Source organism: Pseudokineococcus marinus, assembly GCF_013004605.1.
GTDB classification, from domain to species: domain Bacteria; phylum Actinomycetota; class Actinomycetes; order Actinomycetales; family Quadrisphaeraceae; genus Pseudokineococcus; species Pseudokineococcus marinus.
Genome location: NZ_JABEMA010000010.1, coordinates 1 through 20387, shown reverse-complemented (window position 1 = coordinate 20387; position 20387 = coordinate 1). Strand labels below are relative to the sequence as shown.

The following is a 20387-nucleotide window of genomic DNA, read 5'->3' as shown; positions in this document are numbered from 1 at the left end:
CCATCTCGGGGGCGCTGGCGACCTATTCATGTTCCTCACTTTCGAGGACACCTTCGAGGAGTCGCTAGCCTTACGGGGCTACTTAACTGCTGCCTTGTCGCGCTCGAAGGGTCGACCCGAGGGTCCACCTGCTAGCCAGCCGTGGGGCGGCTTGATAGAACAGTCGCTACCCACGGCAATCTTGTGGAATTCGAAGTGTTGGCACTTCGCTTTTTGCATGTTGAGTGACGGTCCGTCGAGAGTAACAGAATTGAGTGCAGTTCGATGCCTGATGTTGGCCGAGCTGAAGTCTGCATGTCCTAGCAAGCGCGCTTTATCGAGCACTATGCCGGAGGCGGCATTGACTCGCGACATGCCGAAGTACCCCTCGCAGGTAATGCCTTGGAGTGAGACCGGACCCTTGCAGGTGCTTCTGGTGAAGGTGACTGCCCCAGTAATGCGCGCCCCGTCGGCGTTCAACTTTCGCATAAATCGTGACAAGGAGAACCATACGTTGCCCTTGAAGGTCGCGCTTCGGGCATTAAAATCACCCAAAAAGTGAGAGCGGCTGAAAGATGCCGTGTCTTCAACTATCGCGTCAGAGAGATCGACGGTCCCGAGGACTGTCATGTCGTGACACAGAAGCTGCCCAAGATGCTTACCGCCGAAATCGAGTCGGTCAACAGTGGCGCCAGTCAAATCCACGTCAAGCGCCTTGCCGGTAGCGCCCTCTTGTAGTGCTTGGTTGAGAAGCCGTTGAGCGGCCCTGCGGACCGTTAGTTCTTCGCGCTGCGCGCCATTCAGAGCCTCATCGTAGATTTTATCCCCCGAGTCCGTCAGGGGGGGCATGAAAGGGCGACGCAAGTAGGCGCATATAACACTCGTGACAGACTGAAGCATTTCCTCGCGGCTACGAGATAGTTCGATCAGCGAGTGCATCGCCGCGACTCGCACCTGGGCTGTCTCGTGCCCGAGGAGTTCGATTGCCTTCGCAAACCTCTCGGTTGCGACGCGGTGCCCGTCCAAAAGTGTGCGTTCGTGTTCGAGGTCGTGACGTCGCTGCTCTACTTCCTGCCGCCTTTCTTCAATACCGCGCCTTCGTTCGCTGATCAAAAGGCTGTAAAGAGCCCCGATCGCCCCTGCCGCGAGCGCCCCGGTGCGTACGGCTTCACGGTGATCTCTGACGCTTGTGCCCCAAAGTACGTATGACACCGTGCAGCCGAGGAAGACAGCAGTGACGGCGACAATCGCAATTTCCGTGTGCTTGGAGGCACCTCTCCGCCGTCTCCTATAAGACGTAACCAGATAGGTGACGAGCCCTCCTGCCAAGAAGATGAGGGTCGCGATGCTGATGGTGGTGGCGGGCGTGAAGGTCATGGTGAGCAACGAGCCTACGGGCGGCAGTCGCGCTGATGAGTCCTTTTCGTGACGGTAGGGGCGTGGCGGCACTGCTCTTGGCTGACTCCTCTTGACAACACGTCGCCGGCCGCAAACGATGGTTTGTGACACACCCCGCCGCCGGGGCCGGGTCGGGCGTCCGAAACCGTGTGCCACTACGTCCGGTGCCTCGGGCATCGGAGCAACGGACACCCATTAAGGGACAGCTGTCGACATCTGCGCGTGTCGCGCCTCGGAGTCGGTGGTCGTCGAGCCCGATGGTGCGTCGCACTTCCTTGAAGGTGGGACGGCCTGCCGCGGAGCTGCCCGGAGCGCTGCTGGTCGGCGTCATCGCCGTGGTCGTCACCCTGCTCGGGAAGGTCGAGCGCATCGCGACCGCCCTCGAGGAGCTCGTCGCCGCCCGCCGCGACGACCGGGTCTGGGTCGAGGAGGACCGCGACTCCCCGACTCGAGGAGGGGTCGGGAGGGCCCGCGAGGTGTCTGCCGGGGACGTGCCTGGCGGGTGCTCAGGGGAGGCGGGCGACGACCTGCTGGGCGCTGACGCGCGGCCCGGTGAAGAAGGGCAGCTCCTCGCGCACGTGGCGGCGGGCCTCGGTGGCGCGCAGCTCGCGCATGAGGTCGACGATGCGGTGCAGCTCGTCGGCCTCGAAGGCCAGGAGCCACTCGTAGTCCCCGAGGGCGAAGGCGCTGACGGTGTTGGCGCGCACGTCCGGGAACGGCATCGCGGCCATGCCGTGGTCGCGCAGCATCTTCTTCCGGTCGGCGTCGTCGAGCAGGTACCAGTCGTAGGAGCGCACGAAGGGGTAGACGCAGAGGTAGCCGCGGGGCTCCTCCCCCGCCATGAACGCCGGCACGTGGCCCTTGTTGAACTCGGCCGGCCGGTGGATCCCCGTGGAGGACCACACGGGCTCCAGCACCTGGCCCACGGCCGAGCGGCGCAGCCGGTGGTAGGTCCCCTGCAGCGCCTCGACCGTCGGCGCGTGCCACCAGACCATGAGGTCGGAGTCGGCCCGCAGGCCGCTGACGTCGTAGAGGCCGCGCACGACGACGTCCTCGTCGGCGGCGAGCAGCTGCTCGAGCTCGGCCGTCGCCTCCTCGCGCTCCTCGTCGGGCAGGTGGTCCACGGCGCGGAAGACCGACCACATCGTGTAGCGGATCGTCTCGTTGACCTCCGCCGACGACGGAGCCGTCGCAGGGGCCGACGCGGGGGTCGTGGGCATGGCCTGGCCAGTGGTCGTCTGGCTCATGCGCCCACCGTGGGGTTGCCCGGGTCCTGTCCGACGGCGATGGGCACCCGGACGGCGTTGCCCCACTCGACCCAGGAGCCGTCGTAGTTGCGCACGTCGGGGAAGCCGAGCAGGTGGTGGAGCACGAACCAGGTGTGGCTGGAGCGTTCCCCGATGCGGCAGTAGGCGATGACCGGCTCGTCGGGGGTGAGGGCCTTCTCGTCCTGGTAGATCGCCTCGAGCTCGGCGCGGGTCTTGAAGGTGCCGTCGCCGGCGGCCGCGCGGGCCCACGGGACGGACTGGGCGCCGGGGATGTGGCCGCCGCGCAGGCTGCCCTCCTCGGGGTAGGCCGGCATCGTGGTGCGGGCGCCGGTGTACTCCTCGGGAGAGCGGACGTCCAGGAGCTGGCCGCCGAGGAAGGCCAGCACGTCGTCCTTGAAGGCGCGGATCGCGGAGTCGTCGCGCTCGATGACGGGGTAGTCCGTCGGGGTGGGCTGCGGCGTCTGGGTGGTGTAGTCGTGGCCTGCTGCCTCCCAGGCGGTGCGCCCGCCGTCCAGCAGCCGGACGTCTGCGTGGCCGAACAGGGTGAACACCCACAGGGCGTAGGCGGCCCACCAGTTGTTCTTGTCGCCGTAGATCACGATGGTCGTGTCGCGGCTGATGCCCTTGCTGGACATCACGGCGGCGAAGGCCTCGCCGTCGATGTGGTCGCGGGTCACGCGGTCGTTGAGGTCGGTGTGCCAGTCGACCTTGACCGCGCCGGGGATGTGGCCGGTCTCGTAGAGCAGGACGTCCTCGTCGCTCTCGACCACGACCAGGCCTGGCTCGCCCAGGTGCTCCAGCAGCCAGGCGGTGCTGACCAGACGCTCGGGGTGGGCGTACTCGGCGAACTTGGGGTGCTCGTCTCGGGGCAGCGTCACGGGTTCTCCATCGGGTCGGTGCGGGGGACCGGCCCGGGCGCGTGCTGAGGACACCTCAGGCGCCCGCGGGACGGGTGGTCCGGGGGTGGGTGGTCGGTGGTGCTCTACCGGCGCGGGTGGTCGGTGGGCTCGCCGTCGCCCTCGTCGGATCGGGTGCCGTCCTGGGGCGCCGGGGGCTGCGCGCCCGGGCGGGCCACCAGGTAGTTGCGCCCGTTGCGGTCGCGGCGGACCTCGAAGTCACCGTTGATGCCCTGCAGGCGCTTGGCCGCGTGCGGATCCAGCTGGCTGGCGGAGTCGACCTCCGCGGGCCCGTAGATCCGCTTGAAGGTGGCCTCCAGCCGCGCCAGCCACGACTGCTCGTTCGACTTCGCCATCCCTGCTCCTCAGGCCTTCGTGGACCGTGCGGCGCCGCGCGCAGCGCACAGATGAACGGTGCACGGTTCAGTTGCGTACAACCTAACGGTACACGACTGTCCCGTACGCTGTCGGGTGTGACCATCGAGGCGAGGCCCACGCCAGCGGCCCAGGAGGCGGCGCCCAGCGAGGACCCGCTGGCCCTGGACCGGCAGGTCTGCTTCGCCCTGGCGGTGGCCTCGCGCAACGTGATCGGCCTGTACCGACCGGCGCTGGAACCGCTGGGGCTGACCCATCCGCAGTACCTGGTGATGCTGGCGCTGTGGCAGCACGGAGGTCTGTCGGTCAAGGAGCTCGGGCGGCTGCTCCAGCTGGACTCCGGGACGCTGTCCCCGCTGGTCAAGCGGCTGACGATCTCGGGTCTGGTGACCAAGGAGCGCAGCCAGGACGACGAGCGGTCGGTGGTCGTGAGCCTGACCCCGGCAGGACGAGCGTTGCGCCAGCGCGCCGAAGCCGTCCCTCATGAGGTGGTCGCCCGCCTGGGCCTAAGCCAGGACCAGCTCATCACCTTGCACCAGGCCCTCCTCCCGGTCCTGCGAGCCGTCGAGCACGCGACCCCCTGACGCCAGCCCCCGAGCCCACGAGCCCCCGAGGCCCTGAGGTCCCGTGCTGGACGAGCGCGGGTCCGGGCGCGACGCGACGGCCGGGCCGTGAGGCTCGTGGGCGCTCACGGTCCGGCCGTCGTCGAGGCCGGTCACTGGTCGCGCAGGGCCGCCCGGATCTCGTCGGCGGTCGCGGTGGGGTTGCCGACCTGGGCCAGGCCGGCCGGGGTGCGGGCCAGCAGGGTCGGGTAGGCGGCCACCCCGAGGGCGGCGACCTGCGCCTGTCGGTCCCGGGCGGCCGCGTGGGTGCGCGGGTGGGCGTAGGCGGCCTCGACGTCGTCGGCCGGCAGGCCGAGGCGCTGGGCGATGCGCCGGTAGGTCTCGGCCTCGGACAGGGAGAGCCCGTCGAGGTAGAACGCCTCCTGCATCGCGCGGGCGAGCTCGACGTCGCGCCCGTGACCGGCCACCGCTTGCAGGGCGAGGAGCCCTCGGGCGGCGTCGTCGGAGTCCATTGACACCTGCCCGTCCGCCAGCAGCGCCTGGTAGGCCGGGCCGAAGCGCACCCCGGTCGCGGCGCTGATGCGGGCGTTGGCCGCCGGGATGTGTGGGTAGTCCCCGATGGGGCCCGACCGGGCGCCGCTGAACAGGGAGCCGGGCAGCACCCGGATGCTCACGCCCGGGTCGCGGTCCAGCTCAGCGACCTGCGGCCCGAACCCGTAGCACCACCCGCAGTAGGCGTCGAAGACGTAGATCAGCTCGTGCACGGCGGTTCTTCTCCTCAGCTGTCAGGGCCCCGGTCAGGGTCCTGATCACGTGACCCGGTCAGGGACCTGGCCGGGGGTGTGGTCGGGGGAGCCCTGGCCGGCGTCGTGGGCGGCCCGGGCGCGCAGGACCTCGGGCATGTGCTCGCGGGCCCAGCGCTCCAGGTCCAGCAGGACCGGGCGCAGGCTCGCCCCGGCGGGGGTCAGCTCGTACTCCACGCGGGGAGGGACCTCGGCGTAGGCCCGGCGGGTGATCAGCCCGTCGCGCTCGAGGCCTTTGAGAGTCTGGGACAGCATCTTCGGAGAGATGCCCGCGACGCGGCCGGACAGGTCGCGGTAGCGCGCCGGCCCTTCGGACAGGACGCCGACGACCAGCACCGTCCACTTGTCGCCGATCCGGTCGACCATCTGCCGGCTCGGGCAGTCAGGGTGGTAGGGGTCGAACGTGGGCTCACCCAGCTGCTGCTGGTCGTCCATGGGGTCTCCTGCCTTGGTGGCGCCGCGGAGTGGTCTCGGCGCTCAGTAGGCCACGCTGATCCGCTGGCGCGGGTGCGCGCCGGACTCGAGCTCGTCGACGTAGGCGATCGCGAAGTCGTCACCGGAGATCGCCGACACGCCCGCCTCGTCGCTCATCAGCACGTCACCACCGACCCGGAAGGCGCCGGTGCGCTCACCGGCGTTCCAGGCGCCGTAGGTCGCCGCGGGGCTGACGTAGAACCAGTCCAGCTCGCGGGGGGCCTGGCGCAGGGCCTCCAGGACCGCGGCGTGGTCCAGGGCCTCCCGGGCGTAGGCCTGGGGGAAGGCCGGGGTGGAGACCAGCGTGGGCCCGCCCTCGGCCACGAGGAGGGAACCCGCACCGCCGACGAAGCCCAGTCGCGCGCCCTGCGCCACGGCGGCCTCAGTCAGCCCCGGCAGGGCGTCCAGCAGCGTGGGGCCGCCGGGCTCGACCGCGGCGGCCTTGACCGCGACCACGACGTGGTCGGCGCCCGCAGTCACCTCGCGCAGGAAACCGGAGTCGTGCACCGACCCCTGCGCCGGGGTCACCCGCTCGTCGAGCCCGGCCCCGCTGCGTGAGACCCCGACGACCTCGTGCCCACGGGTGAGCAGCTCAGCGCTGATGCGCCCGCCCGCGTAGCCGGTGGCACCGATGACGACGACCTTCGACATGACTTCTCCTCTCGACCGGCTACCCGAGCGGTAGCGACTACCCGAAAGATAGCATGAGCGGTGAGGGGGAGGGGCCGGTCGGGTGACGGGGGTGTTCGGCATGAAGTCGGCGGGTGGCCTCGTCCGCGCAGAGGAGGCGGGCCGACGGGCCTAGCGGCTCCAAGGCCCCCGGGACCGGCTCGTTGATGTCCAGACCCGGTCGTCCGCAGGGCGCGGGTGCTGACCCTGGCCCCAGTCGGCTCGCCCGCCTCGGCGCGAAGTTGTCGACGCCCCACAAGCGCACGCCCGTACACCTCATTCGATCGTTTGAGCGACACTCGCGCCGGCGGGGCGACACGCCGGGGGAGTGGCGTTCACAACTCGTGTCCGGAACTGCTGTGTCGCGGAACCTCCTGCAGGGGGTTGCGGACGGTGGCTGGGGCTGCGGCTCAGGGTTCAGCAGAGGCGAGGGCGTCGCGGTGGTCCCAGATGTGCTCGAGGTCGTGGGCGTAGATCAGGTGGTGGCCCAGGCGGTAGGGCTCCTGCTCGGCTGGGTCGTGTCGCCGGAGGGCGACGATGCGGGAGATGCCTTCGGCGAGGCGCTCTTGGGCCCGGTCGAGGACCTCGGCCGGGGTGAGCAGGTCGGGTCCGTAGGCCTGGCAGAGCAGGGCCAGGCGGCGGGCTTGCTCGGCGACGGGTACGGCGGGGGTGTCGGGGTTGGTGTCGGCGACCAGGGGGACGAAGCGGTAGGCGGCGTAGGCCAGGTCCCAGGCGCGGGGGCCCGGGGAGGCGAAGTCCCAGTCGATCAGGCCGGTGAGCTGGTGGTCGTCGTCGAAGACGGTGTTGTAGGGGCCGACGTCGTTGTGGCAGATGACCTCGGCGGGCTGGTGGGTGGCGACCTTCCAGGTGCCCTCAGGCAGCTGTAGACCGGTGGTGGCGTCGTGAACCTCGCGCAGTGCCCGCCCGACCTGGGCGAGGACGTCGTCGTCCCAGCACCAGTCGGGCAGGGGGTACAGGGGCACTTCGCCGGGTAGGTAGGTGAGCACCTCCCGGTCGTGGTCGTCGAGGCCGAGGGGACGTGGGGCGCGGGTGAAGCCGGTGGCCTGCAGGTGGTCTAGGAGGGCGTGCACGGTCGGTGTCCACGGGCCGGTCGGGCGTCGGACGGTCTCGCCCACGCGGACGACGGGGCCGCTGAAGCCACCGGCCAGCGCTTCCTCGGTGTCGGGCTTGGGCTCGGGTGTGGGGTCGGGCGTGGTGGTCACGTCGTCTCCTGAGTGGCTTGTTGCGTCTGGGCGGGTGTGAGGGGCGGGGCGCTGGCGCGCTCGAGGGCGCGGTAGACGGTGGAGCGGCCGACGCCGAAGAGCTCGGCGAGGTCGGTGGCGGTCTTGGTGCCGCTCCGGTGGAGCTCGACGAGGTGGGCTTCCTGGCGGGGGTTGAGCTTGGGCTTGCGGCCGCGCAGGCGTCCGGCGGCGCGGGCGACGGCGAGGCCTTCGCGGGTGCGCATCTTGATGAGGTCGGCCTCGAACTCGGCGACCATCGCCAGGACGTTGAAGAGGAGCCGCCCGACGGGGTCGGTGGGGTCGTGCTCGGAGGAGCCGAGGGCGAGCTTGACCTGACGGGTCGTGAGCTCGTCGGCGATGTCGCGGGCGTCGGGTAGGGAGCGGGCGAGGCGGTCGAGCTTGGTGACCACGAGGGTGTCGCCGGCGCGGCAGGCGGCCAGGGCCTCGCGTAGGCCGGGGCGGGCGCGGGTGGTGCCGGTCAGGCCGTGGTCGACGTAGACCCGGTCGGGCTCGACGCCGAGGGCCTGCAGGGCGTTGCGCTGGCCGGTGAGGTCCTGGCCGGTGGTCGAAACCCGGGCGTAGCCGATCTTGAGTCCGCTCACGCCGGGGAGTGTGCCGTATGACGCCCCTGTGCGGGATTCCTATCCGGACGGGTCTATCGGGACGCTGAGGGTCGAGGTGACGGCTCGGTCTGTGGCTTTCAGCGCTGGGTGGCGGGAATCTGTCGCCGCAATGTGGCGGTTGAGCTGGGCCCATGACATCGACGGGGGGCTACGGCCCAGAGGCAGCCATCGGCGGCGCCGTGATCATGTGTGCACCTTGCGGCTGACTGCGCTGCGGCGTTCGCGCGCAGGTACGGCGGATGCTTCAGGCGGTGGGGATGAGGTGACAGACCTGGGCGGGGGTGCACTGGTCAGGGTGCAGAGTCTTTGCCCGCGCGCTGAGCTGGCGCACCTGGGTTAACAGAGTCGTGAGCTCGGCGATCCGCCGCTCAAGATCGTGGGCGTGCTGTTCGAGCACTGCCGCGACGTGTGCGCACGGTGCGCCGGCGCTTTCGCGGGCAGAGACGACGTCGACGATCTCCGCCAGGGTCAGCCCGGCCGCCTGCGCGGCCTTCACGAACGCCAGCCGGTCGACCGCCCGGTGGTCGTACTCCCGGTAGCCCGACGCTTGGCGAGCCGGCGCTGGCAGCACGCCGGCGCTCTCGTAGTAGCGGATCGTCTTGGTCGTCACGCCGGCCGTGGCGGCCAGCTCTCCGATGCGCATGGTCAACCGTAGACCTTGACCTTCCCCCGCACTGGAACGTCTACCGTCCGATGACCTGTCCGCGCGCGCGAGGAGAATGCCATGGACGAGTACGACCTGATCGTCATCGGGACCGGCGGCGCTGCGATGGCCGCGGGCATCGAGGCACGGTCCCGCGGCAACAGCGTCTTGCTCGTCGAGCACGGGCCGCTAGGCGGGACCTGCCTGAACATCGGTTGCGTGCCCAGCAAGAACCTCCTCGCCGCCGCCGGGCAGCGCCACCGTGCGGCCACGCACCCCTTTGAAGGCATCTCCACCAGCGCGGGCCCGGTCGCCTTGGGCGCCCTGATGGAGCAGAAGCAGGCCTTGATCGACCGCCTGCGCCAAGCGAAGTACGCCGACGTCGCCGACGCCCACGGCTTCCCGATCCTGCAGGGCCACGCACGCTTCATCGACCAAGAGACACTGCAGGTCGACGGCCAGGCCCTGCGAGCACGGCACGGGTACGTCGTGGCCACCGGCGTGGCACCACACATCCCGGACCTCCCGGGGTTGGGTGACGTGGCGTACCTGACCTCCACCACCGCGATGGAGCAGCAGGACCTACCCGCATCCATGGTGGTGCTCGGCGCCGGGTATGTCGGGCTCGAGCAGGCCCAGCTGTGGGCGCACCTCGGTGTCGCCGTCACCATCGTCGGACGCTTCGCGCCCCACGCGGAGCCGGAGGTTGCAGACGTGTTGCTCGGCGTGTTTCAGGACGAGGGCATCACCGTGGTGCAGGAGCGCGCGACGGAGGTGCGGGCGACTCACGACGGCGTTGAGGTCCGGACCGGGAGCGAGAGGCGGCTGACGGGCCAGCGGTTGCTCGTGGCGACCGGGCGCTTCGCCGACACGTCCGACCTGGCTCTCAATGCAGCAGGTGTTGCTACTGACAGGCGCGGCTTCGTCGTCGTCGACGAGAACCAGCGGACCACCAACCCACGGGTCTTCGCGGCCGGGGACGTGTCCGGCGTCCCGCAGTACGTCTACGTCGCAGCCCAGACAGGACACGTCGCCGCAGCCGGCGCGCTCGGCCAGCCCTCAGCAGTGGACTATCGAGGGCTGCCCGGCGTCACCTTCACCACGCCCCAGATCGCCAGCGCGGGACTGACGGAGGACCAAGCTCTCGCCGCTGGGCACGCCTGCGAATGCCGCGTCCTAGGAGCGCAAGACATCCCGCGCGCCCTGGTCAACCAGGACACCCGCGGTGTCCTCAAGCTCGTCATCGACGCCGAGAGCCGCAAGATCCTCGGGGTGCACGCTGCCCTGGACGGCGCAGGCGAACTGATGCTCGCAGCGACCTACGCGATCAAGTTCGGCCTCACCGTGGACGACCTCGCCGACACTTGGGCCCCCTACCTAACGATGAGCGAAGCCCTGCGCATCGCCGCCGGCTTGTTCCGCTCAGCGCTGCCCACGAGCTGCTGCGCATAGGCACCCGAGCCGGCGCGTCACGGCTCGTGCGAGCCCGCGCCGACAGTGTCGCCCTTCAGCCTCAGGGCCACCCATAGGCCGCAAGGCCGACAGATGTACGACGCCCCGCCGTCCAACGCATGAAGAGCGCGGCGCGGCTTGCTGCGCCCGCAGCACGAGCACTCCCTCGAGTCCTGGCTCATCACGCGATGCTCCCACTCCCGCACCAGAAGACACAGGGCCAGGCTGGGTCAACGCGTCAGACAGAGTTGAGCCTGTCCCACTTCCTTGGAAGTGGGACGAGCGGTCCAAGACTTGTTCGAGCCGAGGCGGCACGGCTGACGCGCCGTGCCAGAAGTAGGTCCCGAAATCGCGTCCCGTTGGTTCCGTACAGAGACGACCTTCGGTACGTTGGGCCGGTGGAGTTGGGCTACGCACGCGTCTCGACGGCGAAGCAGGACCTTGACCGGCAGGTCGAGGCGCTCGTGGCGGCCGGCGTCGCACGGGACAAGATCTTTTTGGACAAGAAGTCCGGCGCGACCACCGACCGGCCGGGCCTCCGGGCGGTGTTGGAGTACGCCCGTGAGGGCGACGTCATCGTCGTGCACACCCTGGACCGCCTGGGGCGCACGGTGCGCGACACCCTCAACCTGATCCACGACCTCACCGACCGCGGCGTCGGGGTCCGCAACCTCGCGGACCCGATCAAGGTCGACTCCGCGAACCCCAGCGACCCGATGGGACAGCTCGCGGTCGTCCTGCTGGCCCTGTTCGCGCAGATGGAACGGACCTACACCGTCGAGCGCGCCGCCCACGCTCGAGCTGTTGCCACAGCCAAGGGCCGGCGGATTGGCCGACCCGTCCTGGTCGACGCTGACAAGCTCGCCTACGCCGCCCACCTGCGTGAGGCCGGCCACTCCATCGCGGAGATCGTCGCCAAGACGGGGATCGCCCGCACCAGCCTGTACCGCCACCTGCCGCCTCGGGCCGTCGAGCACCTCACCGCTGCGCCGGCGACCGAGCAGGCGGCAGCGGAGTCCGCGAGGTAGCAAGGAGACAGCGATGGTCTCGGCTCGGTTGACGGCCCAGCAGAAGGCCTTGCTGCTGTGCCAGCACCTCCAGGACGGAGTGCCGCTGACCCGCCTGGCTGAGCACGCTGGCATCCCGGAGCGCACGCTGCGCCGGTGGGCAACGACCTACCGGGCCGACGGGACCGTCGATTCACTGGAACGTCGACGGCGCAGCGACGCCGGCCAGCGCCGGCTGCCCGACGACCTCATCGCGGCCGTCGAGGCGTTGGCTCTACGCCGGCCCGCCCCGACGACCGCGTTCGTGCACCGCCGGATCGCTGACATGGCGCGCGACCGCGGGCTGGCTCCGCCGAGCTACTCCACGGTGCGCGACATCGTCACCAGCATCGACCCAGGTCTGCGCACCCTTGCGACGGGTGGCGACACCGCCTATCGGGATCGGTTCGAGCTGGTCTACCGGCGCTCGGCGGCCCGCCCGAACGAACAGTGGCAGGCCGACCACACGCTGCTCGACGTGCAGATCCTCGATGCCCACCGACGCCCGGCACGACCGTGGCTGACGGTAGTGCTGGACGACTACTCGCGTGCCGTCGCCGGCTACACGCTCTTCCTCGGCGCGCCGAGCGCCGAGCGGACGGCCCTCGCGCTGCACCAGGCCGTCATCGCGAAGGGCAACCCTGCCTGGCCGGTCCAAGGCCTACCCGACGTGCTCTACAGCGACCACGGCAGCGACTTCACCAGCAGCCGGCTCGAGCGGGTCTGCCTCGACACCCACGTCAGCCTGATCCACTCCCGGATCGGGGTCCCGCAAGGCCGCGGCAAGATCGAGCGCCTCTTCAGGACCATCACCACCGAGCTGCTGCCGCACCTGCCGGGGTACATCCCGCACGGCACCGGCGGGCAACCCACCACACCGCCGCAGCTCACCCTCGCCGAGCTCGACAGCGCAGTCGAGCGCTTCGTCGTCGAGGAGTATCACAGCCGGCCGCACTCCGAGACCCGGCAGCCGCCCGTGGTCCGCTGGCTCGCCGACGGTTGGATCCTCGCAGCCCAGCCCACCCGGAGGACCTCGACACGCTCCTGCTCACGGCGGCTACCAGCCGCATCGTCCAACGTGACGGGATCCGCTTCTCCGGCACCCGGTACATCAGCCCGGTGCTCGCCGCCTACGTCGGAGAGAGCGTCACCATCCGCTACGACCCCCGCGACGCAGCCGAGGTCCGCGTCTACTACTGCGATAAGTACCTGTGCCGGGCGATCGCACCTGAGCTCGCCCGCGAAGCAGTCACGCTGGAGCAGCTGCAGGACGCTCGCGTCGCCAGACGGCGGGCGCTGAAGAAGGAGCTGCGCGAGCGTCGGAGTCTGGCCGACGCCTTGCCCGCGGATCACCACTACGCCGTGGTGCAGCCCGCGGGCTTGCCGGGCGTGGACGGGCAGCGTCCGCCGGCCGAGCCGCCCGTCCCTCGTCACAGGCTGCGGACCTATGCCAACGACTGAACCTGCCCCCGACCGGAGCATCCTCGGCAAGAACGACGACGGCCGGCGCTTCCTGACCAGAGGACTGGGTGAGCTTGTCCCGCCGGCGCCGCGTGAGGAGCAGGTCTCCTTCTTGGTCACGAAGGAGCACCGGCGGTTCGCAGAGTTCGCCGACACCGTGCGACGCCACCGCCACGTCGGGCTGTGCTGGGGGCCGCCCGGGGTTGGCAAGACCCTGTCTGCTCGCCACTACGCCGGCACGGATCACTGGGCGCGTTGGCAGCACACCCTCACCAGCGGCACCGATCCCGGTGCCGTGCCCGAACGCGTCCTGCAGGCGCGGACCGCGTTCTGGACGCCCACGGTCAACGCGAGCACCCGCGAAGTCGACCGGGCCTTGCCCCGCGCGTGCCAGGAGATCTCCTACGCCGTCGACTACCACCAGTACGGCAAGGTCGACCCCTTCGTGCACCCGGCCTCAGCGGGCTCTGCGCTCACCGAGCTGCTCATCATCGACGAAGCCGACCGGCTTAGAACCGTCGGGCTGGAGCAAGTCCGCGACTACTACGACCGACACCGCCTCGGCGTCATCCTGATCGGCATGCCCGGGATCGAGAAGCGCCTGGCCCGTTACCCCCAGCTCTACAGCAGGATCGGCTTCGCCCACGAGTACCGATCACTGGGGCCCGACGAGCTCACCGCCGTCCTCACCCGCCGCTGGCAATCAGATAAGCACCCGGACGAAGACGACTTGGCTCAGGCCGCCGCCATCACCACGGTCGCCCGCGTCACCGGCGGCAACTTCCGCCTCGTCGACCGACTCCTCACTCAGATTGAACGCATCCGCCAGATCAACCACCTCCCGACGGTGACACCGGAGGTCGTCGAAGCGGCCCGCGAGGCCCTCCTCATCGGGCACTGAGCGAAGGTGCCCGGACACAGAGCACAGGTGATCTACGGCCACATATCCCTGTGGGCCACACTCGGTCGGCGGGTGGGGGAGTGATGTGCCGATAGACGGTCGCTTGCTGGGACGGCGCCTCGACGCCACAGGCCAGCTGTCGCCTGCTCGTGCAGCAGTCCCGATCGAGCGCCGAGGTGGTCCGGCAGGCAGTCAGCTGCCGGTGCGGCCTTCGGGCCGTCGGTGCCGCCGGCGGGAGGGGGGGGCGGCTCAGGTGGGTACTTCTGGTGTCGGCGGGGTCTCGACGTGGAGCAGGTCCTGGAGCTGCTGGCTGGTGGTGGTGGGGGAGTGGCGCAGGGTGAGGGCGGCGCGGATCTGCGGTGGGGTGAGGCCGGCCTGGCGGGCCTGGTGGATGAAGTCCAGGCGGGAGGCGGTGCTGTCGTCGCGTCCTGCCTGCGGGTCGCCGGTGGGTCGGCCGGGGGTGGGCAGCAGCCCGTGCTGGTGGAGGAAGAGCCGGACGCTGGTGGCGGGGGTGTGCTGATGCGGTGGAGCGTGCGAGGTCGTGGGGTGGGCGCGGCGCTGGTTCTTGACGGCGTACATCTGCTCGTCGGCGCGGGCCCAGGTCTCGTCCAGACCTTCGGTGGGCTGGCGGGCGGTGCCGGCGACGGAGGCGGGGATCCCCGCGGCGTGCAGGTGCTCCTCGACGCGGGCGGTGAGGGTGGCGACGGCGGCGGGGTCGGCTCCGGCGGCCAGGACGGTGAACTCGTCGCCTCCCACGCGGGCCAGCACGTCGCTGGGCCGGCAGGTGCTGCGCAGGATCTGCGCGGTCGCGGCCAGCAGTGCGTCGCCGGCGTGGTGGCCGAGGGTGTCGTTGGTGGTCTTGAGGTCGTCGAGGTCGACCGCGAGGACACCGGCGAAGGTGCCGTAGCGGGAGCAGCGGTCGTTCTCCCGGGCCAGGTCCTGCTGCCAGCCCCGGCGGTTGCGCAGCCCGGTCAGCGCGTCGACCACGGCGAGGTCCTGGGCCACCGCCTGGGCGCGGGCGGAGGTCAGGGTCAGACCCAGCAGCCGGCCGAGCAGGTGTAGCAGGGCGGTGGTGGTCTCCGGCGGTGGTGCGGGAGTGGTGTGGGTGGTGAAGCCGCACAAGGTGCCGGCGACGTCCTCACCGGTCAGGAGCAGCACGCCGGTGCTGGCGCAGACGGCCAGGCGCCGCCCGGTGGTGCCGGTGCCGAGCAGCTCTTCGACGTCGGTCATCGGCCAGGTGCTGGTGTCCAGGTCGTCGCTGGGGTCCAGGGGCCCTCGCCAGGGCAGCACCGTTCCGGCCGGCAGCTCGCCGGCCCAGGGGCCGGCTGCGGCGGTGACGACGTGGTGGTCGCCCTCGACGCGGGTGACCAGCCACACCTGCGCGGGGTAGGTCAGCTGCAGGTGCTCCACGGTCTCGGCGGCGGCGCCCAGGACCTCCTGCGGCCAGGACGCCGTGGTCGCGGTGCCGGCAGGGCCCGGCTCGGGCGGCGCGGGTGCCGCGGGTGGGGTGTCGAAGTGGTGACGGGTGCCGGTCAGGTCGAGCAGGTTCGCCGCCGCTGGTGCCGGTGCCTGCAGCTCGAGTCGGGCACCCATGCGGGTGCGCGCGGCGAGCAGGACGCCCAGCCCGTGGCAGTCGATGAAGTCGACCCCGGAGACGTCCACGACGACGCGACCGGTCGGGGACCGTCCGGCGACGTCGAGCCGGTCTCGCAGGTCGGCGGCTGTGGTCAGGTCCACGTCGCCGGTGACCTCGACCAGGACGACGCCGCCGGCCGGGGCGGGTACGTCTTCGCCGGCGCGGCTGCCGGGTGGGGTCGCAGGTGTCGTGCCGGTGCCGGGGTGGGCGGTCATCTCAGGGCTCCCGTGTGGTGCACATCGTGGTGGTGATGTGCTGCCGGGGCCGGGGCAGCTGGCGCACCTCGTGGGTTCCCGAGGACGACGCGACGATCATGGCACCACGTGCCTCGCCGCGGTAGGGCCGTGGCTGTTTGGCCGCGGGACCGGGGAGCCGGCCGGTCAGTCGGGCCGGTCAGGAGGTGGTGAGCTCGCGGGCCTCGAGGGAGCCGTCGACGACGGAGGTGGCGACGCTCGTCAGGGGTGTGTTGCGGCGGCGGGCGTAGGTGCGCATCAGGGTGAACGCCTGCGCGATGTCGATGCCGGCGCGTTCGGCGAGCACGCCCTTGGCCTGCTCGACCAGGACCCTGGTGGACAGGGCGCCCTGGAGCTGCTCGGACAGGACGGTCTGCTCGCGCAGGGAGCGTTCCTGCAGCAGGCCGATGGTGGCGATGTCGGCCATCGACTGCCCGACCGCGATCTCCTCCTCGCCCAGGTGCACGGCGGCGTCGGTGAACAGGTTCATCGCCCCGATCACCTGCCCCCGCAGCCGCAGCGGTAGGGCGTGGGCGGCGCCGTAGCCCTGCTCGGCGGCAGCGGCCGTGAAGGCGGGCCACCGGCCTCCGGCACGGGCGAGGTCGACGTTGACCACCGGTGCCCCGTAGGTGAAGCAGTCCAGGCACGGGCCCTCGCTGGTCTGGACCTCGAAGACCTCAAGGGACCGTGCCCGCTGGTTCGTGGAGCACATCAGCTGCAAGGCGCCGCGCTGGTCGGCGAGCATCAGCCCCGCGGCGTCGGCGCCCAGCAGCTCCACCGCCCGTTCGGTGAGCATCTGCAGGAACTCCACCACGTCGAAGTCGTCGACGAGGGTGTCCGCTAGCTCCACGAACACCTCGGCCAGCCGCTGCGGTCCGTCCATGTCGTCCCTCTTTTCTCCCGCGACGGCGGTGTGGGCGCCGCGGTTTTGTGACCACCCTGCTTGTCCTCGGGAGTATCCCGTCCAGCGTGCCGGGCCATCCCAGATCGGCCCGTCTGCCGGCGTCAACACCGGTCTGTCGGCGTCAGCACCGGCCGGCACCATCGGCGCGCTCAGGTGGTGTCGTCGGAGCGGAAGTGCACGAGCCGGGTCAGGACGTCGTGGGCCAGGTCGGCGACGGGACGCCCGGTCGCGAAGGCGCGGGCCCGCAGCAGCAGCAGCGCCGAGGCCAGGGAGACACCGGCCTGCACCGAGACCATCCCGGTGGCCTGGTGGACCTGCGCCCGGTCGTCCAACACCGGGATCGTCTGCGGGCCCAGGGCCGTCTCGCCCTCGGGGGTGTGGGACTGCAGGTGCAGCAGCACCGCGGTGGCGGCGTCGGCGAACGCCAGCGCCTCGGCCAGGTCCGACCCGGCCAGCGGCCCGGTCACCTCCCGGTACAGGTCCAGCACCCCCAGCCGGATCCCCCCGACCCGCAGCGGGAGGGCGAACACCGCGGCCACCCCCGCCGCCAGCGCCTCCCCGGTGAACGCCGGCCACCGGCCCGGCCCCTGCGCGGCGAGGTCGGCCACCAGTACCGGCCGCCCCGTGCGCGAGCAGTCCACGCAGGCCCCCTCGCCGAGGGTGAACTGCAGCTCCTCCAGGGCCCCGGCCGGGCCGTCGGAGGCCGCGACCGTGCCCGCCGGGCCGGCGTCGGTCATCAGCATCAGCCCGACCCCGGTGATCGGCAGCGCCGCCGCGCAGCGGGCGACCAGCGCGCCGGGCAGCTCGGCGACGTCCACGCCGCCGCCGGCGACCTCGGCCAGGATCTGTCTCGTGCGCCCGCTCGCCACACCGTCCTCCTCACCCTGGTCCGGTCACCCTCTGGTCCATCACCGTGGTCCGGTCACCATGGGGCGCGCCCAGCCGCTCGCGCCCACTGTCGCAGGGTGACCAGCGCGAGACCGACGCATGAGGACGTGGCAGCGGGCGCGCACCGGCAGGCAACAACAAGACCGGTTGAGGATGGCTGTCGGGGAGAGCTGTCGGCGTGACGGTGAAGCCGTCACCCGACCGGGCTGCGGCCATGCTTCTGGACTCCTGCCGGAGAAGGTCCCGGGCCGGCCAGGCCTGCGCAGGCGGGTCGACCGGGTACCGGGCGGCCCCGGTGGCGCGCCGTCCGTGCCTGGGCGAGGGTGCTCGGGCCGGGCCGCACCGCACGCGTGCCCGACCCCGTGGAGGAGATCCATGTCCCGCGACAGCGTGATGGCAGCCCAGCAGGCCTTCGGCGACGCCGTGAACTCCGGCGACCTCGCCGCCTTCGAGCGGTTGGTCGCCGTCGACAGCGTCGACCACGACCCGGCACCCGGCCAGGAGGCCGGCCCGGTCGGCTTCGAGCACTTCTTCACCGAGCTGCGGACGGCCTTCCCCGACCTGACCATCGCGGTGGACCACCTGGTGGCCACCGACGACGAGGTGGCGTTCGCCTACACCGTCACCGGCACGCACCAGGGCCAGCTGATGGGCTTCGCGCCGACAGGGCGTTCGGTCAGCTTCCGCGGCATGCAGATCAGCCGGTTCGAGGACGACCGCATGGTCGAGCGCTGGGGCAGCAGCGACCAGATGGGCATGCTCGCCCAGCTCGGCATCGAGCCCCGCCAGGGCGGCGCCTCCCAGGAGGGCTAGGACGCGTTGCCTATGGCTTGAGCCAGGTGAGGATCGCTGATCGGTCACCGGGATCAGACGGTGGCAGGGCCCGCCTCGGGCGGTCGGGGACGGTCTTCGGGGTGCAGGCGCGCGAGCAGCAGAGCGGTGTCGTCGCTGGGGTGGTCGCCGACCAGGTCGTGCACGAGAGCGTCGGCGAGGTCGGGCAGGTCGAGGTCGGCGTGGGTGGTGGCCACTTGCGCCAGGCGGTCCAGGTCATCGCTGAGGTGCGAGCGGCGGCGCTCGACGAGCCCGTCGGTGTACAGCACCAGCGTCGAGCCGGGGGGCAGGTCGACGGTGTGGTCCTGGCGGGTGGTGGCCGGTTTGAACCCCAGCAGCAGCTCGGGCTCGGTGCTCAGCAGCCGGGCGTGACCGTCCGGGCCGATCAGCAGGGGTGGTAGGTGACCGGCGCTGGACCACCGCAGCCGGCGCAGCCCGGCGTCGGCGTGTGCGGGGGACTGCTCGAGGCGGGCCAGCAGGCAGGTCGCGGACGCGTCCAGGGCCAGGGCGGGGATCGCGGTGTCCAGCCGGGCAAGGACCTGCGCGGGGGTGTGGTGGGGCTCTGCCCAGATCAGCGTCCGCAGCGCCGAGCGCAGCTGGCCCATCGTCGCGGCGGCGTGGATGTCGTGGCCGGTGACGTCACCGATGACCAGCGTCGTCGCCCCGTCACCGGTCACGACGGCGTCGTACCAGTCCCCGCCGACCTGCTCGCCGGCAGCGGCGGGCAGGTAGCGGGCGAGCAGGTGGACGTGGTCGGGCTGCGGGAGGCGGGTCAGCATCGCCTCTTGCAGGACGTGGGCGACGGTGCGGCGCTGGTCCAGCAGGACCCGCACGGCCCGCTCGGAGGTCTCGGCGTCGCCCTGGGCGGCGCGGGCGCGTTCGCTGCCCGCCTCGGCCAGGAACTGGGAGGTCTCGGCGTCCAGCTGCGCGCTGAGCGCGCGGGCGGAACCGACCTCGGCCACGGCGGTCCGCTCGTCGGCCAGGACCCGCTGGGCACGCACCGGCCAGGTCGGCCAGCGCCTGCAACGCCGTCGTCGACCACGCCCGGGCGGTGGTGTCGGCAACCGACAGCACTCCCAGCACCCGCCCGTCCGGGGCCAGGACCGGGTGACCGGCGTAGGCCCGCACCCCGGCCGCGGTCGCGGTCGCGTCCCGACCGACCCCGCCCAGCAGGTGCAGGTCCTGCGTCGCCACCGCCTGCGCGCTACCCGCGACCAACCGGCAGACCCCCGGCGCGACAGGTGCGGGAACGCTCGTCGCGGCCGGCGTCAGCCCTGCCGCGGTGAGCTCGGCCAGCACTCCCGGCCGCAGCGACAAGCGCGCCTGCTCCGCGCCCAGCGCGGCTCGCGCGAGCCGCAGGTACCGGTCGAAGGCGACCTCCAGCCCTTCTGGGACCGGCGACAGCACCGGCAACGCCCCAGCCCGGCCGGGCTCCTGCCCGGTGAACGACGCGCCGACATCAGGGTCGGCCGCCGGCTCACCCGACCTGCTCACCGTCCCCACACCACCCCAAGGCCCCCGCTTGTCACCGCACCAGCATGAAGGAGGGACGCCTCCACGCCCAGATGCCAACGTGGCGATCAGCCCTCTCGTCCCACCAGCCATCGTCAGGGGACGCTGACCGGGTGGCGATCGTCTGCGGGATGGTCTTGTCGGGCATGGTGGCGTAGTGATGTCGTTGCCGGCTGGAGAACCGCCCGCGGGCCCGTGGCGTACGGCGCCGCTGGCTGAGTTGCTGGACGTGCTGGAGCAGGTGGCGGGCACGCCGACCGGTCGACCCCGGGTGGTGGCGGTCGACGGTCGCGGCGCCAGCGGGAAGTCCACGCTCGCCGAGCGGCTCCACCGCGCGGTCCCGGCGTCGGCGGTCGTGCACACCGATGACGTGGCCTGGCACCACTCGTTCTTCGACTGGACGGACCTGCTGGCTGGCGGGGTGCTGGAGCCCGTGCGGCGGGGAGAGGCGGTGAGTTACCGCCCACCGGGCTGGGTCGCGCGCGAGCGGCCAGGCGCCGTCGCGGTGCCCGCGGGACTCGACCTGGTCGTCGTCGAGGGAGTCGGGGCCGGCCGGCGCGAGCTGGAGGGTCTGTTGGACGCGGTGGTGTG

Annotated in this window: 21 protein-coding genes and 2 pseudogenes; 8 read left to right on the top strand and 15 right to left on the bottom strand. The window is 71.4% G+C overall.

Features of this window, described 5'->3' with window-relative positions:
• Positions 1–78: 78 nt before the first annotated feature.
• From HLB09_RS01935 to HLB09_RS01920, 4 genes are all read right to left on the bottom strand, one after another.
• On the bottom strand, positions 79–1356 hold the full coding sequence (locus HLB09_RS01935; protein WP_171201721.1) for a pentapeptide repeat-containing protein: 1278 nt from the start codon (positions 1354–1356) through the stop codon (positions 79–81).
• Between the two features lie 527 nt (positions 1357–1883).
• The gene (gene hemQ, locus HLB09_RS01930; RefSeq protein ID WP_246234026.1) at positions 1884–2624 is read right to left on the bottom strand and encodes a hydrogen peroxide-dependent heme synthase; all 741 of its coding nucleotides are present in this window, start codon (positions 2622–2624) and stop codon (positions 1884–1886) included.
• Positions 2621–3523, bottom strand: a complete 903-nt coding sequence (locus HLB09_RS01925; RefSeq protein WP_171201720.1) for a sulfurtransferase — start codon at positions 3521–3523, stop codon at positions 2621–2623. Before HLB09_RS01925 ends, hemQ begins: the two co-directional genes overlap by 4 nt.
• A 104-nt stretch (positions 3524–3627) precedes the next feature.
• Complete coding sequence (locus HLB09_RS01920; protein ID WP_171201719.1) at positions 3628–3897, bottom strand: hypothetical protein; 270 nt, start codon at positions 3895–3897, stop codon at positions 3628–3630.
• A gap of 117 nt (positions 3898–4014) precedes the next feature.
• Here HLB09_RS01920 and HLB09_RS01915 point away from each other — a divergent pair, with 117 nt between their 5' ends.
• On the top strand, positions 4015–4500 hold the full coding sequence (locus tag HLB09_RS01915; protein WP_322789987.1) for a MarR family winged helix-turn-helix transcriptional regulator: 486 nt from the start codon (positions 4015–4017) through the stop codon (positions 4498–4500).
• Positions 4501–4631: 131 nt separating this feature from the next.
• Here HLB09_RS01915 and HLB09_RS01910 read toward each other — a convergent pair whose 3' ends face one another.
• The 6 genes from HLB09_RS01910 to HLB09_RS01885 form a co-directional block, all read right to left on the bottom strand.
• A complete protein-coding gene (locus HLB09_RS01910; RefSeq protein ID WP_171201717.1) occupies positions 4632–5243 on the bottom strand; it encodes a DsbA family protein in 612 nt (203 codons plus the stop codon).
• A gap of 45 nt (positions 5244–5288) precedes the next feature.
• Entirely contained in the window at positions 5289–5717 is a 429-nt protein-coding gene (locus HLB09_RS01905; protein WP_171201716.1) for a winged helix-turn-helix transcriptional regulator, read from the bottom strand.
• Positions 5718–5759: 42 nt separating this feature from the next.
• On the bottom strand, positions 5760–6407 hold the full coding sequence (locus tag HLB09_RS01900; protein ID WP_171201715.1) for an NAD(P)-dependent oxidoreductase: 648 nt from the start codon (positions 6405–6407) through the stop codon (positions 5760–5762).
• Between the two features lie 428 nt (positions 6408–6835).
• A complete protein-coding gene (locus HLB09_RS19685; RefSeq protein WP_171201714.1) occupies positions 6836–7648 on the bottom strand; it encodes a phosphotransferase in 813 nt (270 codons plus the stop codon).
• Positions 7645–8268, bottom strand: coding sequence for a recombinase family protein (locus HLB09_RS19680; RefSeq protein WP_171201713.1), 624 nt, complete (start codon positions 8266–8268; stop codon positions 7645–7647). The genes HLB09_RS19685 and HLB09_RS19680 overlap by 4 nt, the downstream gene beginning before the upstream one ends.
• Positions 8269–8533: 265 nt before the next feature.
• Complete coding sequence (locus tag HLB09_RS01885; RefSeq protein ID WP_013884816.1) at positions 8534–8932, bottom strand: heavy metal-responsive transcriptional regulator; 399 nt, start codon at positions 8930–8932, stop codon at positions 8534–8536.
• Between the two features lie 81 nt (positions 8933–9013).
• Between HLB09_RS01885 and merA the strand changes: the two genes are divergently transcribed.
• The 5 genes and pseudogenes from merA to HLB09_RS01865 all read left to right on the top strand — a co-directional run bounded on the left by merA (position 9014) and on the right by HLB09_RS01865 (position 13792).
• Positions 9014–10384 carry a mercury(II) reductase gene (gene merA, locus HLB09_RS01880; protein WP_034228832.1) on the top strand — a complete coding sequence of 457 codons (1371 nt, stop codon included), beginning with the start codon at positions 9014–9016 and terminating at the stop codon, positions 10382–10384.
• 398 nt (positions 10385–10782) lie between these two features.
• The gene (locus HLB09_RS01875) at positions 10783–11412 is read left to right on the top strand and encodes a recombinase family protein (protein ID WP_146840845.1); all 630 of its coding nucleotides are present in this window, start codon (positions 10783–10785) and stop codon (positions 11410–11412) included.
• A gap of 13 nt (positions 11413–11425) precedes the next feature.
• Positions 11426–12136: pseudogene (locus HLB09_RS20265) on the top strand (DDE-type integrase/transposase/recombinase); the annotation flags it as partial.
• Positions 12137–12429: 293 nt separating this feature from the next.
• Positions 12430–12891, top strand: coding sequence for a Mu transposase C-terminal domain-containing protein (locus HLB09_RS20260; protein WP_344553434.1), 462 nt, complete (start codon positions 12430–12432; stop codon positions 12889–12891).
• Positions 12878–13792: an AAA family ATPase gene (locus HLB09_RS01865; protein ID WP_171201712.1), complete on the top strand. Its 915-nt coding sequence runs from the start codon at positions 12878–12880 to the stop codon at positions 13790–13792. Before HLB09_RS20260 ends, HLB09_RS01865 begins: the two co-directional genes overlap by 14 nt.
• A gap of 249 nt (positions 13793–14041) precedes the next feature.
• Here HLB09_RS01865 and HLB09_RS01860 read toward each other — a convergent pair whose 3' ends face one another.
• The 3 genes from HLB09_RS01860 to HLB09_RS01850 all read right to left on the bottom strand — a co-directional run bounded on the left by HLB09_RS01860 (position 14042) and on the right by HLB09_RS01850 (position 17434).
• Positions 14042–15643, bottom strand: coding sequence for a diguanylate cyclase (locus HLB09_RS01860; RefSeq protein ID WP_171201711.1), 1602 nt, complete (start codon positions 15641–15643; stop codon positions 14042–14044).
• Between the two features lie 178 nt (positions 15644–15821).
• Complete coding sequence (locus HLB09_RS01855; protein WP_171201710.1) at positions 15822–16544, bottom strand: GAF and ANTAR domain-containing protein; 723 nt, start codon at positions 16542–16544, stop codon at positions 15822–15824.
• A gap of 170 nt (positions 16545–16714) precedes the next feature.
• Positions 16715–17434 (bottom strand): GAF domain-containing protein, encoded by a 720-nt coding sequence (locus HLB09_RS01850; protein ID WP_171201709.1) that lies wholly within the window; start codon positions 17432–17434, stop codon positions 16715–16717.
• A 394-nt stretch (positions 17435–17828) separates the two neighbouring features.
• On the opposite strand from HLB09_RS01850, the gene HLB09_RS01845 reads away from it, so the two are divergent.
• A complete protein-coding gene (locus tag HLB09_RS01845) occupies positions 17829–18266 on the top strand; it encodes an ester cyclase (protein ID WP_171201708.1) in 438 nt (145 codons plus the stop codon).
• Between the two features lie 53 nt (positions 18267–18319).
• Here HLB09_RS01845 and HLB09_RS01840 read toward each other — a convergent pair whose 3' ends face one another.
• Entirely contained in the window at positions 18320–19246 is a 927-nt protein-coding gene (locus HLB09_RS01840; protein WP_322789986.1) for a PP2C family protein-serine/threonine phosphatase, read from the bottom strand.
• Positions 19247–19295: 49 nt separating this feature from the next.
• Positions 19296–19889 (bottom strand): annotated as a pseudogene (locus HLB09_RS20255) (GAF domain-containing protein); the annotation flags it as partial.
• Positions 19890–19956: 67 nt separating this feature from the next.
• On the opposite strand from HLB09_RS20255, the gene HLB09_RS01830 reads away from it, so the two are divergent.
• Positions 19957–20387, top strand: a 431-nt coding sequence (locus tag HLB09_RS01830; protein ID WP_409372970.1) for a hypothetical protein, incomplete at its 3' end; no start/stop codon positions are given.

Coding starts and splice junctions, on each gene's coding strand:
- HLB09_RS01935 (WP_171201721.1), bottom strand. CDS start 1,356: ATGACCTTCACGCCCGCCACCACCATCAGCATCGCGACCCTCATCTTC.
- hemQ (WP_246234026.1), bottom strand. CDS start 2,624: ATGAGCCAGACGACCACTGGCCAGGCCATGCCCACGACCCCCGCGTCG.
- HLB09_RS01920 (WP_171201719.1), bottom strand. CDS start 3,897: ATGGCGAAGTCGAACGAGCAGTCGTGGCTGGCGCGGCTGGAGGCCACC.
- HLB09_RS01905 (WP_171201716.1), bottom strand. CDS start 5,717: ATGGACGACCAGCAGCAGCTGGGTGAGCCCACGTTCGACCCCTACCAC.
- HLB09_RS01900 (WP_171201715.1), bottom strand. CDS start 6,407: ATGTCGAAGGTCGTCGTCATCGGTGCCACCGGCTACGCGGGCGGGCGC.
- HLB09_RS01885 (WP_013884816.1), bottom strand. CDS start 8,932: ATGCGCATCGGAGAGCTGGCCGCCACGGCCGGCGTGACGACCAAGACG.
- merA (WP_034228832.1), top strand. CDS start 9,014: ATGGACGAGTACGACCTGATCGTCATCGGGACCGGCGGCGCTGCGATG.
- HLB09_RS01865 (WP_171201712.1), top strand. CDS start 12,878: ATGCCAACGACTGAACCTGCCCCCGACCGGAGCATCCTCGGCAAGAAC.
- HLB09_RS01860 (WP_171201711.1), bottom strand. CDS start 15,643: ATGACCGCCCACCCCGGCACCGGCACGACACCTGCGACCCCACCCGGC.
- HLB09_RS01855 (WP_171201710.1), bottom strand. CDS start 16,544: ATGGACGGACCGCAGCGGCTGGCCGAGGTGTTCGTGGAGCTAGCGGAC.
- HLB09_RS01845 (WP_171201708.1), top strand. CDS start 17,829: ATGTCCCGCGACAGCGTGATGGCAGCCCAGCAGGCCTTCGGCGACGCC.